This is a genomic window from Bacillus cereus group sp. N31 (genome assembly GCF_016483245.1).
Lineage (GTDB): Bacteria > Bacillota > Bacilli > Bacillales > Bacillaceae_G > Bacillus_A > Bacillus_A toyonensis.
On the sequence record NZ_JAEHCH010000020.1, the window covers coordinates 69,143 to 86,683 of the forward strand.

Here is a 17,541-nt window from a genome sequence, read left to right on the forward strand (position 1 = left end):
ATGACCTTCTTTTCGTTACATTCAAATAGGCTATTAAAAAAGTTTTCATGTAATATCCTTTACTGAGGACCTCTCTACTAACTGAGGAATAATCGTAATTTTTTGCTTAGCATGCTCCTTCATTTCCATCGTTTTTAAGAGTTGTTCAAACGTACAGGCCGCCATTTGTGTAATTGGCTGTTCAATCGTTGTTAACCCTGGATCTGCAATCTCAGCATAGATTGTATTATCAAATCCGATAATTGATAAATCTTCTGGTATCGAAAGTCCTTGTTTTCTTGCTTCATTCATAAGGCATATCGCAATCAAATCTGTACAAGCAAAAACCGCTGTAGGCCTATTAGACAAACTAAGTAATTCTTTACTTGCACGTTTGCTATCTTCCACTGTCGAATAACAGCTAATAATAGCATCATCATCTAACGAAACCCCTGAATCTGTAAGAGCCTGCTTGAAACCATTCAGCCTTCCTAAGCTACTTTTTCGATCCTTCTCCATCATAATTGTTAACGATGTATGGCCCTTCTGCGTTAGATAATTCCCAGCTAAATAGCCGCCCCTCATATCATCAGTTGTCACAACATGAGTTGTGATGGAAGGATGATCTACAGTGAATAAAACAAGTGGTAAATCTCGATTCAAGATTTTTTTAACTAGTTTATAATCATTTAATTCCGTTGCAATAATAATGCCATCTACTTGCTTTTTAAATAATAGATCAATGTATTCATGCTCACGTTTTGTTTGATGGTCTGTACTACATAAAATGAGTGTATACCCTGATTCTCGTGCACTATTTTCAAAAGCTCTTGCTACTTCTGCAAAAAATGGGTTTGAGATATCTGGGACAAGTACTCCAATCGTATATGTTTTTTTCCCTGTTAACGCTGCTGCTACACTACTTGGCTGGTAATCTAATTCATCCATTACCTGATTTACTTTGTTTATTGTCTTTTCACTAATACGCCCTGTTTGATTAATTACCTTAGATACAGTTGCTATTGATACACCTGCTTTTTCCGCAACATCATAAATTGTTGGTTTCACTTTAATTGTCCCTTCTTAATCATCTTTTTCTATATTTTATCATAAATAAATTTTGCTTCTTGGTACACAAAAGGAATTCTTTTAAAATTTGTAAGTACTTCTATCTTCGGACGTAGTTCCTCTCATTTACATAACAACCTTGTTCCAAGTAAATATTTGAATTGTTAATCATCCTGTCTGAAAGGCTTTGTACAAGCAGCATGCTTTGATAAAATAGTAAAAAGGACCGTATTCCGGTCCTCATGTATTTTCAATTTATAAACTTTCATTTCATATAAATGTATTGTTACTCCATCAGTTTCTGAATTTCTTAATGCTAAATTTCTTTTTTCCATTTTTTAATTAACCTCAAGCCCTTGGCCTGTATTTGAGAATATAGTTAAATTGTGAGGAGCTGGTCAGTCCACTTATACTGAATTAGAAACATGAACTAATACAATGCTATTTATATATCACATATTACCTGCTCCAATTCCAAAGTAACCTTTTATGAAAAAAGAGAGTAGACACTATCGCAAGTCCAGCCATCATTAACACCCATTTCCTCTTATTTAAAACAGCCTTTTATCTCATTTAAAAAAGGAGATCCCTTTCAACGCTATCAACATACAAGTAAACATGTCTATTTACGTGAGGTTGATATTCTATCATAGTAACTTTTATCTCTCTCATTCCCATAATTTATAGCTAATTTAACAAAAAGCAAGGATATCACAAAAAACATATATTGTGCTGTATCTGTAATAATCCCTTCTTTTATAAAAGCATGCATAGTAAAATACGTCCCGAGCCAAATGGGAGAATCTAAAAGTATATTGTTCAACATTATATTTTTCTTGGTTTTAGCTTTTTCAAACAAATTAGACCTTACCAAAGGTATAACCGCTGAGTACGCTAACGTTGCCAAAAGCCACGCAAATTTAGCATCTCCATTCTTATATTCACTTAGAAAAACAAGTACACCTATAACAAGTATAAATAAAGGTATTGCATAGGTATTGCTAAAACTAGTATTAGATTTAACCTTTTTATTATTTTCATTTGAATTATATTTAAATGTAGTAAAATATCCTCCTTGTCCTGATAGTGGCGGATGTTTTTTCCATTCAAGTTTATATATTGCTTTAGAATTATTTGAACGTAATTTAATATTCATGTTTTTAGTAAACTTACCTTTTAACGCCTTTTCATTCTTTAAAATATTTAGTGCCTTTTCGTTAGCATCATAAAAACTTTTTTCCTTTATATCTATATATCTAGGCTTTCCATTTACCAGGTACGTAAGAGTATACCCCGTCCTAACTTGTTTACCTTTATCATACAAAATCAATCCCCTCCTATGTTCAAAATTCCGAATTACCTGGATAAAAAGTTCAATCTCTAATACGCCTTCCTGAACTCGCGAATCAGAAATCGTTTAAAATATATTTATAAGTAATAAACACCTTAATTTTAAGTTACTAATAAGTAAATATAAAGAAAATAATGGATTATAAATTATATTTTAAAAGAATTGTATTTTTAAGGATATGTTAATACAATAACTGCAAAATGACATACTTCGATCCTTATTTTAGACTTCGAAATCCTTTTTCAATCTCATCTACTTCTATACTATTGATCCAAGGCTTCCTAAATGGTGAAGCGTGTAATGGCTTCGCCCCCCCCAATCAATATCTGTGGCCACAAAATTACAATCCGCTGCTTTCATCATTTTTTTGACGATATTAAACTGCTTCTTATCATCGGTAACCTTATACTTGTATCTTCCTGAAAAGAAGGATAGATGAACTAAATCTCATTTATCCCAAACCTTGTTATAATCTTGCGGCGCTTTCAGTTCCACTAATCTCAAATGATATTTGCTCCACTTGATTTCAAAGAAGAAGGAGGAACATTTTTATGTTCCTCCTTCTTCTTTGAAATCTTTGAAAATGTTTCTGCAAACAATTTTTTGAATATAGTTGATCTATTACATCTTATTAAATAATACCCTTTTTCATTAAGCTTACATAACTGTTATCACCAATAATAACATGATCTAGAAGAGGGATACCGATAATAATCCCACATTCTTTTAATCGCTTAGTTACTTCGACATCTTCATGGGATTCCATGCTATGCCCTGATGGATGATTATGAAAACATACGATTGAAGATGCATTGTTTAATATTGCTGTGCGGAATGTCTCGCGTGGGTGAACGAGTGATGAATCAACAGTTCCTTCGAACACAATGCTACAGCCAATAATTTCATTCTTTGTGTTTAAGTTAAATACACCAAAAACTTCATTAGGTCTTGACTCTATATCAAATATAATCTTTGCAAAGCGTACAGCATCCTCTGGACAAGTGATTTTCTTTTTCTCAATATCATAAATACGATTACTGTCTTTTACCAACTTTACAGATTGAACCATAATTTTCTTACCCATGTCCTTCTCCTTTCGAAATAAAAAAGACGAGACTGCTCCTCTCATCTTTTTTCAACTTATTTTGTATTTTGAAATTCAAAATTCTTACTTCCTTACTACATTTCTTAAAAAGTTAAGACATCCTATCACTTCCCTGTTAGTTCAATACTTGTCCTATTCCTATAACGCAAAAAAACCTCTCAGGAATACATTCGTATTACAAATTAGCGTATATGTTTTATACACTTCCTTGTAATGAATCGTAAACCCGAAAGGTTTGTGGTTATTTAGGAATGATAAAAAAAGAAAAATTTTCTTGAACTTATTATATAATAAGTTCATTTCTATTTCAATTGAAATAAAAAAAATATTCATTTTCTTCTAAAAGCAACTAAATTCAATTGGGCGTCTTTACAAAATTATTTAACTTACTTTTGTAGAATTTCTTTTAATTCTCGCACAGTCTCGGAAAATTCATCAATTCTTATCGTGCACATTTCGATAGTTTTTTCAGTATCGATAACTTCCCACACAGGATGATCAGCTTCTATTTCTTGTTTCGGGTACAGCAATATACACCTTTGAACTTCCTTATAAGCAGTTACATACGCATACATTTGATAAATGTCACTCTGAACATAACTACTTCTTCCATTATTTGTTGCACTTTTCCACTTTGTATCCATGATTATCACATTATCAATCACAAAATCTGGTTTTAATAAAATGTTCTGTCGTCCACTCTTCTTATTACGTAATAGCCTCATCTCTGCATGTTGACTGATTATTTTATTATTATCAATAGCCTCTTGTAGTGCTACTTCAATATATTTTTCAAACAATATATTCATTTGAAATAAGAAAGAGAACGATGATGCTCCTTGCCCTTTACTATAAATCGTTGCCCGCTCAACAATTAGCTTAGCAAATAAAGCAGCTTGACGAAAACGTTCATTCTGTCGGTTAAATGTAATGCTTTTTATTTCCTTCTCTGTAAAATGTACTACATCCACAGGTTCTAAGTAGCCTAAACAGCGCTCAAGATAAAGTTTTAAAGTATGTATTCTTGTATGCTTTTTTACAATGAGCAATGCACATTTAAATAGCTTGTTTAGAGGGTTATTTTCCGTATATTCATCAAATGCACAATATGCTTTTGTTTTTTGAAAAACATTCTTATAAATGTGTTTACTAAGCTCGAGTTTGCCACGCAGTGTATTTAAATTTTCCTCATGATGTTCGTATGTTTTAAAAGTCCCTTTTCTGAGTTCGCTCAGCAAACGAGCAAGAAATGTAGCAAGAAATGCCGTAAGCAGTTCCCCTCTATCTTCACCATTTAGTACTTCCTCATAAAATGAAACCGGCAAAAACCCTGTAACCGAAAGCATTCTTAGCAATGCCTTTCGATCGTCAATAGGTGTAAGTTTTATTTTGGGAATAATTTCGTATCTCACATCTGAACATTGTATCACGCCAACATAATTAATAAAGCGAAGTCGTTTATACTTCTGATCAATCACCTGTTCATTAGGATATTTTTCTTCAATATACCGTATAAGCTCATCAAATTGTTCTACTGTAAAGTCATTTTCTGTAATCCAGTCATACGCCTCACGCACTATAATTGTCTTATTCATAAATCGCTATTAGCTCTTGCGCTGTTAATTTTCGTTTTACTCGGTACAGTGCAGGAATATAAATAGATGGCTTTTGTTTAAACAGTTCATTTACATTAACTTCTTCTTTATAAACAATATACTGATCTTCCTTTGAACTCCCTATTCCACCCAAAACAAGACCGATCTTTTCCCAATCATCATAAAAATACTCTTGTAAAAGTGGAATGATTTTCGTTTGAAAAATAGCTATAACTTCATTATCTGTTTTCGCGTTTATAAAATACGCATGCCCAATCATATGATCGCGGTCATACAGTACTTCAATCCTCTTATTAATAACAGAAAGCATTTCAGCAAGGTCAATTTCATCACCAATCGATTCAAGAAGATCAGTATTTGGCATGATTTCTTCAAACACAAAGCGGCGACGTAACGCTGTATCAAGCAAAGCTATAGACCGGTCAGCCGTATTCATAGTTCCAATTACATATAGATTGGGAGGTAACGTAAACTTCTCTTTTGAATAAGGCAATTCAACAATCAATTCATTACTTTGTGTTAAACGCTTATCCTCTTCCAGTAACGTTAACAGCTCACCAAAAATCTTAGAAATATTACCTCGGTTCATTTCATCAATAATTACAACATGTTTTTTCGCATTTGAATAATCAAACGAACCGTTTTCCAGCAATGCCTTTTGATGCATGCCCCAACCTTGCACTAATTGTTTTTCATATGAACTCCTTTATTTATCAATAAGGTAGCACTTGTATGTCTCAGACCATGAAATGGAACATATGGAAGTTCATTCTTCTTTATAAACCTTCTCCAATATGTACCAACAGAAGATAGATTTAATGGTTTTCCATTCCAAGCAGAAAATAAAAATTCATGTTCGTCACCTTCCCAAAGTTCAGCTATTAATTCTTTTTCTTCCATTTTAACTTTCTTATACTCTTTTAAAATAGGAATTAAACTCACTGGAATAGCCACCTTACGAACTGAATTCTTGGTTTTAGGTTCTTTTATTATAAAACCTTTCCCTTTTAGATATTGAACGTTCTGGTTAATATAAAGGGTTTCTTCCTTAAAGTTAACATGTTTCCACTCTAATCCAAGAAGCTCTCCACGACGCAATCCACAGGTAATTGCTAACATTATTAAAACTCTCCATGACATTTTCTCATCTTTTAACTTTCCCATCATTCTTTGAACCTGTTCTAAATTATAAACCTGTACTGAAGAAGGTTTTGCTTTTAACTTTGGTACATGTTCCATTGGATTCACTTTAATAAATTCCCATTCAACCGCCCTACTAAAAATGTTTTTTAGAACTCGATGATTATATCGAATAGTTTCTACTGATAGTCCCCCTTTTTTTCCATCCTTTCTTTCTTTTTCTAAGCTCTCTAAAAAATCCATGAGATGTACAGGTTTAATTTGATCTAATCGTAAATGCCCCAAACTTGGTATAATTCGGGAATCAATATAAATGTTGTAAGATTCAAATGTCTTTGGAGCAAGTATTTTATTTGCATACCTTATTCTCCACTCTTCAATAAAGTTTATTAGCATTATCTTTTCTGGTTTTATATATTCTCCAACTTCTATTTCAGCAACAAACTTAGCCAGTTCTATTTCAGCTTCCTTTTTTGTTTTTGCTTTTATCGTTCTGGTTCTCTTTATTCTTTTTCCATGTGCATCAAAACCCATACTATACACTAAACGATAACTTTCCTTCCCTCTCTTCTCAATAGAGCCAGCCAGCCAGCCAGCCTTCCTCACTCCTTATAGCAACTAAAATAAAACGGGGTAGAACCGTTTTAGCATTGAATTATCAAAAATCAAATTTTATAATTTAAATACATTAAAATTACAATATAAATTTACATAAAAATAATAAAAATAGAAAAGTTATGAAGATAATATTTTAAAAGAAGGAGTGGTAATTTATGCAAAGAAGAACAATGACTGTAAAAGAGGTAGCTGTATTTTTAGGAGTTTCTGTGGACGTTGTATATGAACAAGTTAGAAAAGGTAAGATTCCATACTTTCGAGTTGGGCGGAGAATACTATTTCGAATTGAAACATTAGAAATTTGGATGTCTACTGCAGAAGAAAATTCCTGGTCATCCAATTGTGCCTAATTAAGATAAAAACAGCATTTTATTATGCTGTTTTTATCATTTTTTTGAAAGTATTTCCATCTCCTATCACACCATAAAAAGTAAAACCCTTTTATGATACGATGAATGATTTTCCTTTAACTATATATGAAATTGATTATCCTTTTATTATTCTACTTAAATCTTCATTAAAAAATAGTATGTTACATACCTCTGTATTTCATATTTCCAGAAGAACATGCAATCTACATGTGTTGATACTTGAGCATAGTAACTAAGAATTTATAAATAGATATGAGATGTGTTTGTATCCACTTTTATATTTCATACAAATCTTCAAGATATCGTCTATCTTTAATTCTCTTCCATTCATCCTCTAATATTCGACTACTTTCCAGCATAAAATAATCGTGACGGTAATTCTCAAATGACTTTTCAATTTTCTGCTTTTTGTATTCTAAACTACTAAATAGAAAATGAACATGTGTTGCTAACACTGCAATTATAAATAACATAATTAAACCAATGCATATTCTAATTAAATAATCTATACTTGTTGGAAAAGTACCAATTAAATTTAAAGACCAGATAGTAGGTATTAATAAAATCAATTTAGTAACTATTTTTATTAATATACCTGACAGTGAATATGTTTTAGTTATATACCATATTAAATCTTCTTCTGTTATACCATTTGGATTAGCATATATGCCCTGTTTCGCACTCCAAATTACCCTATCATGAATTGTTGGAACCCCTAATCGAAATAGAATCTCTAAAATCTTTAACAGCTTTTCCACTTGTTTATACTCTCCTCTATACCTCTTATTAATTTATTAACATTGAACTCCAGTTTATTCAATTGGGGGTGGCAAGAACTTTTCCCTTCAACAGTTTAGCGCTAAAGAATAATACAACCATAAATGCTCCTTTAAATCTTATTTACTTTTTGCTGTTCAACTAATAACGTACTTAAGTTATTAAAAACGATTTCTCTTATATTTACATTATTAAAGTAATGTTCAAAATTTCTATATACAAACTCTAAATCATACTCTTCTCTCTTATTCCCTTTGCTACACTTCCCAAAAGGGCCATCTGTTTCGATTAACAGTCTATCCATAGGTATTCTTTCAATAATTTTTTTACCTTTCGCAGAGGTTAACATTGAATAATTGACAGAGAAATAGTAACCACTATTTATAATCTCATCAATTAAAGTTAATTTTCCTGTATACCAATGAAATACAGCAAAACGCACATTATTTTCTCTCAGTATCGCTAAAGTATCTTCCTCTGCTTTCCTTGAATGGATAGAAATTATTTTATTCATTTCACCAGCTTTACCACATATATATTTAAATATTTTCTTTTGTTCTTCTTTAGTTGAAATAAATTCATTAGAGTAATCTAAACCAACTTCTCCAATATACTTTGTACTTCCTAAATAGTTATTAAATATATTTTTATTAAATTTATGAGTTTTTATTAACTGAGGATTATATCCCAAAGCTACTTTTACATACTTCGAATTACAAAATTCTTTCCTACATTTATCGTATATTTCAGGTAAATTAGTAACAAACAGAGCATATATTTGCTTATTATTAAAATAATCATATAGTTTTTTGTATTCTTTATAGTAATCAATATGGATGTGAAAATCTATTAATTTTGACATTCCATTTTTTCCTCTATTCCTATATATCTTAACAAATTACTTCCAGTTTCTTCATCAGTCTTTTCAATCATAATTAATAGTTCTTTCATAGACTCGTGATATACTCTTTCATATTGAAGCAATTCTTCCATTGTTAAATTTCCTGGTCTTAACAGAAGGTTCCTAATATAATTATTATCCTCTTGATGTTTAAGATACCTTTTAATACTAAATAGTACTGCTTTTAAATCGCTCGCTTTTCCTTGAGGGCTATTATAAGTATCAATAAAAGCCCTATTTAATGTATACTTTTCATTATAATTAGTCTCATCATAACCAGCCTTAATCATGGATGAGCGCCGTATTAAGCATGGATAACAATAACCACAATTACATGGTGGCGTAATTTTATCATATCTACATAAACAAGGGTGAGAACACGATAATGTTTTATGAGCATATTCTTTAAATACTTCGTTTTCCTTATGTTCCTCAACAATTTCTCCCTTAGTCTTATTCCAATAGAAGTTCTCAATACTATGATTTAAACCTATTTTTCTCAATATACTGTTTAAAGTTTTTAAAAACCTCGGATGCGTTGTGCGAGTACTACAGCTCCCATTTCTACTATCTGTAAGTGGTACATTAATACCTATAAATCCATTTTCAGGTATATAAATTGGAGTTTCTTCTCCAATAATCGAAGCAACAACAACCGCTCCTGCTAAAAATAAAAATGAACGACTTCTACTTGTACTCTCTCCCTTAATATTCATCTTATTTCCGCTTATATCTACAGGAGCTAATGGACTTGCATTAAATAGTAACAGTTCTTTATTCACTGCAGGATATGCAAAATTTAATGCACTAAAAAGTTCATTTTGCCTATTGGTTAGTAAATTATACTCTCTAAAACCAATAAAACATGTTTGTATATTTTTTTCTAATAAATTAAGAGCTCCACAAAAAGAATCTAATCCGCCTGAGAACAGACTGACTGAATTAAAATTCTTTTTATTAATCAATCTATATTTCGTATTTTTCTTATCCGCCCTAAATTTCAATTCTGTTTTTCTAAAATTAAACTTCCATCTGTCCCCACTTAAAAAACTAAGCACGGTCTCTAACTCTTGTTTGACTGTATTCCATTTTTCAAGTTCTAAAACGGGAATATCCACCACAACTTCACGTGTCCAATTATCTTTAAATAGATTTCGTGATATTCTCTTATCTACGGCAAAGACACTCATAGCAATAATCAGTAAGTCCTCACTAATATCGTTAATAGACTCTTCTCCAAACCTTCTCCATAAATTCTCCACATCTACTTTAATATTAGATTCTTTGTTCTTATTAAATAAATTAAATACTACATACTCCCTATCACTGGGTTTCTCATCTACTTTTTTATTTATCCATACTTTAAACAAGAGACTCACTCCAAACAGTTAATATTTGTAAAGCTCCGTCACACTTCTGATCAATAATTTTACTCCCTTGTTCTCCAGCCCAATCTATGTGTTGTAACTCTTCTAATGTATAATCATTTTCAATCGTCGTTCTAATATAAGTTTCAATAGTATCTTGCACACCATCAAATTGATTTAAATTATCAAACATAGAAATTATCTTTTCAGAGAAAGTTGTGAAAAAGCTATTTTGTACAAATTTAATAATAAATTCCCTTATGAACTCCTCTTTATTAATCGAAAGAAAAATTTCATCATATTCTTCTAATGTTTGAACATCAGCCAATATCTCTGCCATTAATTCATTTATACTCTGCTGAGCAATCCCTTCTAACAGAGAGTTTTTTGACCCTGCAAAATACTCTGTTAGGCCCACATATATTTCATCAGGTTTTTTATCTATCAAATGCTTAAGTCCAATATTCTCTAAAGCTGTAGTGAATCCATAATTTTTGACTAAGTCAATAAAATTAATGGCTTTGGCACCAGTTCCACCTATATTAATATTATTACTACTATTTTTCATTCCTTTTAAGGCTTGAGAATACTTAGAAATTGCTTTTCCTACAGAAGAAGGTGTAAAATTATTCCTTCCCATGTACGAAACCGCCCTCTTAGCATCTGACCATAAATATCCTGTTGGTGGAGCATATCCCTTTGATGTTCCCATCTATTATTTCCCCCCTTTAATATCAACAGCCATATCCCATAACGGCTTTTTACTACCTTTTGATATGTAATGCTTTTGAATTTTTTCAAAATCATCCGTTTTCAGCCCATTTTTAAACAATATAATTTCCTTAGGGGTTATATTAGTTACTTTAATTTTTTCAAATTCATTGAATAATAATTGTTGATACACTGGATAAGTTTTATAAATTTCAATTAATACTTCTAAATATAGTTTTTTGTCTTGATTATATTTTGATATGATGCCTTTGATAATTTCCTTTTGTGTAACTCCATCAAGTTCATCTAATTTTTTAATCTTTGCTTTTCTCAATACAATAGCTATTTGATTATTACATATTTCATTAATTATCTTTCTTTCCTTTTGACCCAAATTATTTCCTGATAATCCTTTACTTCTAACTGCGTCACGCGCAAGATAAAAATATACACTTAAATCTTTACTGGATAAATTAGATGGTTCAACTCCAATCCATCTTTTTATAGTGTCTGTATACCAGCCACTGTTTTTATTTCCATTAACTTCTTCAGATCGTTCTACCTCTTCAGGCTGAATAACAGTTAGAGCCTTCTCCTCTATGTCTTTTAAAGGTTCCGCGTAACCATTATGTTCAATCTGCCATTTATATAACTCTCTAAATAAATCTTTGTCTACATATTCAAGCACCATTAATTTAGCTAATATAGCTAAATTAAGATCTATTCCTTGTAATTCAGCCAAACGTTTCCGCATATAAAAAGTATTTAAAAAACGCTTAGTTTGACGCGGATTTCCTTTTAAAGTCGTCGCTATAATATCACCTATGCTATCAAATACATATAGCTGCTGCTCGAGGCTTTCAAAACTTCCTCCTTCCTTAACACACGTTTCAACATCTGTGTCAAATCCTTTAATAGTATCATCGATATCTCTGGCACTAATAATTTCTCCTCTAACAAAAATCCCGTTTCGTTTTAACTGTTGAAGTAGTTTATTTAACACTTCTTCTTTTAAATACATCTCACAAACAAGTAATAGCATATAGTTTTTCACATCTATTTCTGATAGTTCAGATACACTAATAGGCAGTTGGATAATTTTCTCTATATAGTCTTTAGAAACATCTATATCTATTTCCTCTAATTGTGGATACTTTCTTTTTATAGAATATGTAATCACATCTTCATCCATTGCTATAATAAAAGTGGTTTTTTCCACAGATAAAAATAATTTTATAGCTTCTAATGTCTCAACAATCCTATCAGGGTTACATCTATCTAAGTCGTCAATGATAATTATTAAATTATCTATACCAGATTCATTTATTAAACCTCCAAACTCCTCCCTAAATTTCCTAATATTATCAATTACATTTTTCTCCTCTTCTTGTTTTATATATTCTTCCTTTAAGTTCTTATATGTTTCCATATGCTTTTCAATTTTTTTCTCATCATCAAAATCATTTGCACTTAGCCCACTCATAAGCATAGGAAGTGGATTTCCGGCTAACAAACTTAACCCTAACGGGATCCCTTTCTTAGCAACTGTACTTCCAACCCTTATCCAATCTACTCTTTTTAATAATTTTTTGATTTTCCCACCAGTTGTTTGAACTATTTCTTCATTTTCTTGCATACTTCTTAATATTGATTCCATTAATGCTGTTTTAGCATCATCATATCCTTCAAACATCCATGCATTTACAGAAACAACCGCTATATTTTGAGCTTCTTTTCTCTCGTTTAATACTTTCTTTTCTATTAAATGTAGTAAAGTAGATTTACCACTTCCCCAATTACCAAATAAACCAATTGTTAATGGATTCATTCTTTCACTAATAGCTACCTCATACACTAATTCCGCATATGGTTCATAAGCTAACATATCTATTTTTGAAGCACCATCAGCCCACATATTTCTCTACTCCTTTCAGTTTTAACTTACATTTTCTTCTTGATATTTCCTTGTAAGTGATATCTTGAAAAATATCCCTATTAAAATTTTCAAATATACTTTATTAAATGTCAATCTTTTCTCTCTTCTTTACTAAAAAAAACAAAAGTATTAGCCATAAACTAATACTTTTTATTGTATTTCATATAAAAATCCAATAAAGCCTGAGAAATTAAATCCTTCATTTTCAAGTGATTAAACCTTTCCTCACACAATTCAACGAATCTACTATAAATCTTCTCATTTACTTTAACGGATTTTACAACCATAGGTATATCTTTTGCATATACTTCTTCATCAAGAATTAAAACACTTTCTGAAATGTGTAAAACTGTTTTCAATTTATCCATATGCTCCCTTAAAAATTGTAATTCTTCCTCAAACTTAATAGAATTCACTCCTCCCTTCGTCTCGCAGTGAATTAACATAGTTTTGCATGTGCAATGATGTTAACTTAGCTAGTTTGATATTGCCTAGAGAAGGGATGATGCTACTGTTTAAATACCTTCGCAGTTTGAACACCAACACTATGCTTCTTTGTATTGAACCAACTCTCAAGATATTCACCATAAAGTAGCTTACTAAGTTCTACATGTGTTCCCGTATGAACTTCCGAAAGTAGCTGTGTTAAAGCATTCTCTGCTTCTTTTTTGGTAATGAATCCCCTTTTCTTCTTTCGCTTTCTATTACCTGTTAAAGGGTCAATACCAATGTCTACAATATAAAAATATTTTCCCGTTTTCTTATCTTTTTTGACGCTTCCATTCATATTTAAGAGCCCCCTTGGAGTCCTTAACTGTGCTGTATATGATACTTTTATTATAGTGAATAATGGTGATATTATAAATTTCACTTTATTCCAGTATAAAAACAACTGAACGTTATCTACACATATTCTCTAACAAATTAGAAAACAACAAGAATAAAGCAAAAAGTTATCCTTCACCTATTTTTCTAATATACCCTCTGTCCCTGCTTGCATAGCCTTATCAATTAGCTAAGAATCAGATAATAAAATTACAAATACGAGCATTCTTTTTCTATAGCATTACCATAAATAAAAATTAATGTTTTTTGTAAAAAATGGTATAATCTTAAGGTGATAAATCTACTAAAAATTTAAGGGGTATATACAAAATGGAAGATATACTACATTTACTTAAGAACTACACTAGGGAAAAACATGTTAACCAACTAAAGGAAAATAGCGCTTATGGTGGACTATTAGATAGTAAACGGCTAAAAAGAATTTATAATGAACAATGGACTAATGACGAATGGGTACTTCATAACGATGTTCCATATGAATCTTTAACATATCTTCTTGACGCTTATTATTGCCTTCCACACCGTCCTGATATGGGCTTTGCTTTCTTATGGATGAGTATTAATAACACATACAAAAAAGTCTTTCTTATGAAAAACATAGAAAAACGTTTAACTGATAAAATCTGTATTGATAATGTCTTAACTGCACTCGAAAAAAAACTTTATCAATCTTTAACTTACAAAGGTCAAAGTTACACTATATTAGAAATAATTAACCTTTATGTTGCAAAAATGCCTCTTAAGATTTACAAATTTATTGCTAACTATTTATTAAGAGGTTATATTATCGAAGACTTAGGTTTTCATTCTCGTTATAATATGTCTTCCTATGAAACATTTCAAGGTAATTTTTCAAAAATACATAAAAAGATAAAAAATACTTATAGTGAGGGATTTAAGAACATTTGCGACCCAAAAATAACAGAAAATTTTTTAGAGGTGAATTTACAGATTGATGGGACTGATGAAGAAAAAAGAGAAAAAGCACGAACAATTCCAACTAGTTTAGCAAAGAAGTTAAGACATTTAGTTAAGAATAGAAGTGTTATTATATATGATAAAAAGGATAACCAAGATAAGAAGATTCTTGAAACCATCTCTATTGATAATGATTATGAATATCTCAACTTTATATTTAGAGCTATCATTTATGCAATAAGAAATAACAGTTTTCACGGAAGTATTGCGTCACGTCTTAACAGCGAAAATGCGGATGGAAGTTCTGTAAATGCGAGCAACTATATCTTCATGTTGGCTCACTTATTTTTATCATTATTTATGTATTGCGCAGACGAATTAAAATTGGAAGATTTAACAGTTAATTTAGATAATCTTCCTTTAATAGGTGGAGAACTGAAGTAATAATCTAACTCCACTCAAACGTAATCAATATACTTTAAAAACCTCATAATAAAATCAAAAATTTATTCAAACCTACATTCAATATCATACGATGTAGGTTTACTCTTTGCACCTAAGCTTGCATTAGTTTACATTCGCCTCGAACATAGTACGATAAATCTTATTGTAAGTTTTACTTATTTAGCCAATGTTCGTTCTGGATAGAGGAAATAAAAGTTCTTAATTATATAGGGGTTGTTTCGATGTTTAAAAATAATAAGTACTGGGTTTCATTAATAATCTTATTGGGGTATTTCATACAGTTTTTATTAAGTAAATTCTCACTCATACATCTTAATATAAATGAAAATATTTTGCGAAATATTATATCAATTGCAATTGGTTCATTAAGCTCCATATTAGGTATATTAGTATCTATTTTAATTTTAAGTATTAATATTACTGAAAAAACGATTAGTGAGCAGATGAAAAATACAATTTTAGGTTACAAACCATTATCCTATTATTTTCAGGTTTCGATATCTACATTGTTAATTATGATTTCAGCTAATTTCTTACTTAATGAAACTGTAAGTAACTTAGCAATTAATATCACGTTATATGGGACATTATTCTATATTATTTCTATCCTAATATGTGGACGTTCCTCGATGGATGACCATGGAGTGCCCATCGTCGAAAGACATCCTATTGAAGAGTTATCGATTACTCAGAATAATTCACCTGATAACATTATGATTCTATTCCCAGACCATCATCGAATCGTTCATAAGGCAGTAGAAGAGTTTAATAGACGAAAAAGAATAGTTGTCTATGGGAACGGTAGGATAGATAAATTAACACTTAACAATCACTTAATTAATACAAAAGGAGAACTTGAGAGACCATGAGACAACTTACCTACTTTTTGGGTATTATATTAATAACAATATCTCTTTTTAGATTAACAGGGCTTTTTGAACCCAATTCGCTCTGGCTATTTTCTTTTTCAGTTTCAGCATGCCTGTTTGCAGCTGTCGACCTTATTTCAGAAACACAGAATAAATGGTGGATGCAAAAAATTAAAATTTTAGATAAAATTGCTCTTCTAGTTTTTATTCTCCCGTTTGTGTGCGCAAAAATTAACATTGATTTTGATAAATTACTAAAAACACCTACTGATTTTGTGACATTATTAGCTTTTGGTTTTGTAATCACAACGATTGGAAAAAAAGATTTAAATTATTTAGAAAAGACTGTTAGTGAAATGAAAGCAAAGTATTTTATAGAAAAAAGAAAGAATTTACCTACTATGGATAGTGACATAGCAAAAAATGCGATTAAAGATCTAGCAAATGCAGAATATAATACTTTTCTACAAATTAATAAAATCATTATTGAGCTACATAGATGTGATCATATTGCCAATCATCAACAGAGAATTCATGATGGTTGGGGATTATTACACGACACACTTAGTTATTATGCAATACTACAAGTTCCTCCATTTTATGATTATAAACTTAATGATCTATTCAATTCTTTTTACAGCGAGGTAGGAAATGGCTCAGAAAATTTTATTACAGTATCAGATCCAGATAACGTAAAAGAACTGGCTAAAATGAACTTCCTAGGTACAGAACAACAGATAACAGCATATAGGGTTCTTCATAATCACGGAGGTACAAATCAAGGGCATCAGCACATAAGAAACGCCCTACAACATTGGAAGGACCTAAAGATGTTGGTATCTGAGCGCTATGAAGATAAAGGATTTAAGGATGAGCTAAAGGAAGAGATAGGGACTCATTCAGACGAAGCATAGATTAAATACAATACTGCGCCCCTATGCCTTGCAGTTTGGCGTTGCTGCACGCTATAATAGTTATTAGAAAACGAGCAGGACGTATAACTATTTAGCGACAAACGTTGATATGAAAGCATTTCCGACTAGCATTGGCTTACGATTTGACTTACGTTAGACTAACGATCCCTAGCGCCACCTTGACAGGGTGGAGGTCGTGAGTTCGAACCCAGTCGAGATCATACCTTTATGTATCAAGTGTTGAAAAATCTTATTTTTGACCAAAACTAATGTTGAGCACCGCTCAAGTTTTGATTGAAACTCCTCCTTTAATTCTGATTCAGAATGAAGGAGGTTGTTTTATGTCTATCAATTACTTCACTGAAAAACCCACTGTAAAAAAACGACAACCCCACAAACGAAAAACTAGCAAAATTTCAAAAGAAAATTCTGTTGAGCGTGTATTTAACCGTTTCATTGATACCAAAGTGAAACAAAATCTACGTCCCAAGTCACTCAGCCAATTCATATCAGTCAACATAAACACTAATAAAATACTTTTTTATTTTGTAAAATTTACGACCAGCTTATGGGTTAATAATTAATTCAC

17 protein-coding genes and 1 pseudogene are annotated in these 17,541 nt (G+C 31.1%); 5 read left to right on the forward strand and 13 right to left on the reverse strand.

Going from position 1 to position 17,541, the window contains the following annotated elements; all coding sequences use genetic code 11:
• Positions 1-45: 45 nt before the first annotated feature.
• The 6 genes from JDS81_RS21500 to JDS81_RS21525 all read right to left on the reverse strand — a co-directional run bounded on the left by JDS81_RS21500 (position 46) and on the right by JDS81_RS21525 (position 6,865).
• On the reverse strand, positions 46-1,047 hold the full coding sequence (locus JDS81_RS21500) for a LacI family DNA-binding transcriptional regulator (RefSeq protein ID WP_097953374.1): 1,002 nt from the start codon (positions 1,045-1,047) through the stop codon (positions 46-48).
• Positions 1,048-1,669: 622 nt separating this feature from the next.
• The gene (locus tag JDS81_RS21505) at positions 1,670-2,371 is read right to left on the reverse strand and encodes an amino acid transporter (RefSeq protein WP_097953375.1); all 702 of its coding nucleotides are present in this window, start codon (positions 2,369-2,371) and stop codon (positions 1,670-1,672) included.
• A gap of 658 nt (positions 2,372-3,029) precedes the next feature.
• Positions 3,030-3,482 (reverse strand): JAB domain-containing protein, encoded by a 453-nt coding sequence (locus JDS81_RS21510; protein ID WP_097953376.1) that lies wholly within the window; start codon positions 3,480-3,482, stop codon positions 3,030-3,032.
• A gap of 407 nt (positions 3,483-3,889) precedes the next feature.
• Positions 3,890-5,098: an McrC family protein gene (locus JDS81_RS21515; RefSeq protein ID WP_097953377.1), complete on the reverse strand. Its 1,209-nt coding sequence runs from the start codon at positions 5,096-5,098 to the stop codon at positions 3,890-3,892.
• Positions 5,091-5,786: an McrB family protein gene (locus JDS81_RS21520; RefSeq protein ID WP_371399167.1), complete on the reverse strand. Its 696-nt coding sequence runs from the start codon at positions 5,784-5,786 to the stop codon at positions 5,091-5,093. Before JDS81_RS21520 ends, JDS81_RS21515 begins: the two co-directional genes overlap by 8 nt.
• A 14-nt stretch (positions 5,787-5,800) precedes the next feature.
• Positions 5,801-6,865 carry a site-specific integrase gene (locus JDS81_RS21525; protein WP_142316319.1) on the reverse strand — a complete coding sequence of 355 codons (1,065 nt, stop codon included), beginning with the start codon at positions 6,863-6,865 and terminating at the stop codon, positions 5,801-5,803.
• A gap of 167 nt (positions 6,866-7,032) precedes the next feature.
• Here JDS81_RS21525 and JDS81_RS21530 point away from each other — a divergent pair, with 167 nt between their 5' ends.
• The gene (locus tag JDS81_RS21530; protein WP_097953379.1) at positions 7,033-7,227 is read left to right on the forward strand and encodes a helix-turn-helix domain-containing protein; all 195 of its coding nucleotides are present in this window, start codon (positions 7,033-7,035) and stop codon (positions 7,225-7,227) included.
• A gap of 296 nt (positions 7,228-7,523) precedes the next feature.
• Here JDS81_RS21530 and JDS81_RS21535 read toward each other — a convergent pair whose 3' ends face one another.
• From JDS81_RS21535 to JDS81_RS21565, 7 genes and pseudogenes are all read right to left on the reverse strand, one after another.
• Entirely contained in the window at positions 7,524-8,006 is a 483-nt protein-coding gene (locus JDS81_RS21535) for a hypothetical protein (protein WP_097953380.1), read from the reverse strand.
• Between the two features lie 131 nt (positions 8,007-8,137).
• The gene (locus tag JDS81_RS21540) at positions 8,138-8,887 is read right to left on the reverse strand and encodes a TatD family hydrolase (RefSeq protein WP_097953381.1); all 750 of its coding nucleotides are present in this window, start codon (positions 8,885-8,887) and stop codon (positions 8,138-8,140) included.
• Positions 8,875-10,296, reverse strand: coding sequence for a Qat anti-phage system QueC-like protein QatC (gene qatC / locus JDS81_RS21545; RefSeq protein WP_097953382.1), 1,422 nt, complete (start codon positions 10,294-10,296; stop codon positions 8,875-8,877). The genes JDS81_RS21540 and qatC overlap by 13 nt, the downstream gene beginning before the upstream one ends.
• Positions 10,289-11,005: a hypothetical protein gene (locus tag JDS81_RS21550; RefSeq protein ID WP_097953383.1), complete on the reverse strand. Its 717-nt coding sequence runs from the start codon at positions 11,003-11,005 to the stop codon at positions 10,289-10,291. Before JDS81_RS21550 ends, qatC begins: the two co-directional genes overlap by 8 nt.
• Before the next feature lie 3 nt (positions 11,006-11,008).
• The gene (locus JDS81_RS21555; RefSeq protein ID WP_097953384.1) at positions 11,009-12,919 is read right to left on the reverse strand and encodes a KAP family P-loop NTPase fold protein; all 1,911 of its coding nucleotides are present in this window, start codon (positions 12,917-12,919) and stop codon (positions 11,009-11,011) included.
• A 161-nt stretch (positions 12,920-13,080) separates the two neighbouring features.
• Complete coding sequence (locus JDS81_RS21560; RefSeq protein ID WP_097953385.1) at positions 13,081-13,356, reverse strand: hypothetical protein; 276 nt, start codon at positions 13,354-13,356, stop codon at positions 13,081-13,083.
• Positions 13,357-13,360: 4 nt separating this feature from the next.
• Positions 13,361-13,727: pseudogene (locus JDS81_RS21565) on the reverse strand (Arm DNA-binding domain-containing protein); the annotation flags it as partial.
• Between the two features lie 368 nt (positions 13,728-14,095).
• On the opposite strand from JDS81_RS21565, the gene JDS81_RS21570 reads away from it, so the two are divergent.
• From JDS81_RS21570 to JDS81_RS21585, 4 genes are all read left to right on the forward strand, one after another.
• Complete coding sequence (locus JDS81_RS21570) at positions 14,096-15,148, forward strand: hypothetical protein (RefSeq protein WP_097953386.1); 1,053 nt, start codon at positions 14,096-14,098, stop codon at positions 15,146-15,148.
• Positions 15,149-15,501: 353 nt separating this feature from the next.
• Positions 15,502-16,038: a hypothetical protein gene (locus tag JDS81_RS21575; protein ID WP_142316320.1), complete on the forward strand. Its 537-nt coding sequence runs from the start codon at positions 15,502-15,504 to the stop codon at positions 16,036-16,038.
• The gene (locus JDS81_RS21580; protein WP_097953388.1) at positions 16,035-16,952 is read left to right on the forward strand and encodes a hypothetical protein; all 918 of its coding nucleotides are present in this window, start codon (positions 16,035-16,037) and stop codon (positions 16,950-16,952) included. The genes JDS81_RS21575 and JDS81_RS21580 overlap by 4 nt, the downstream gene beginning before the upstream one ends.
• Positions 16,953-17,293: 341 nt before the next feature.
• A complete protein-coding gene (locus JDS81_RS21585) occupies positions 17,294-17,536 on the forward strand; it encodes a hypothetical protein (RefSeq protein WP_242481377.1) in 243 nt (80 codons plus the stop codon).
• Positions 17,537-17,541: the final 5 nt, after the last annotated feature.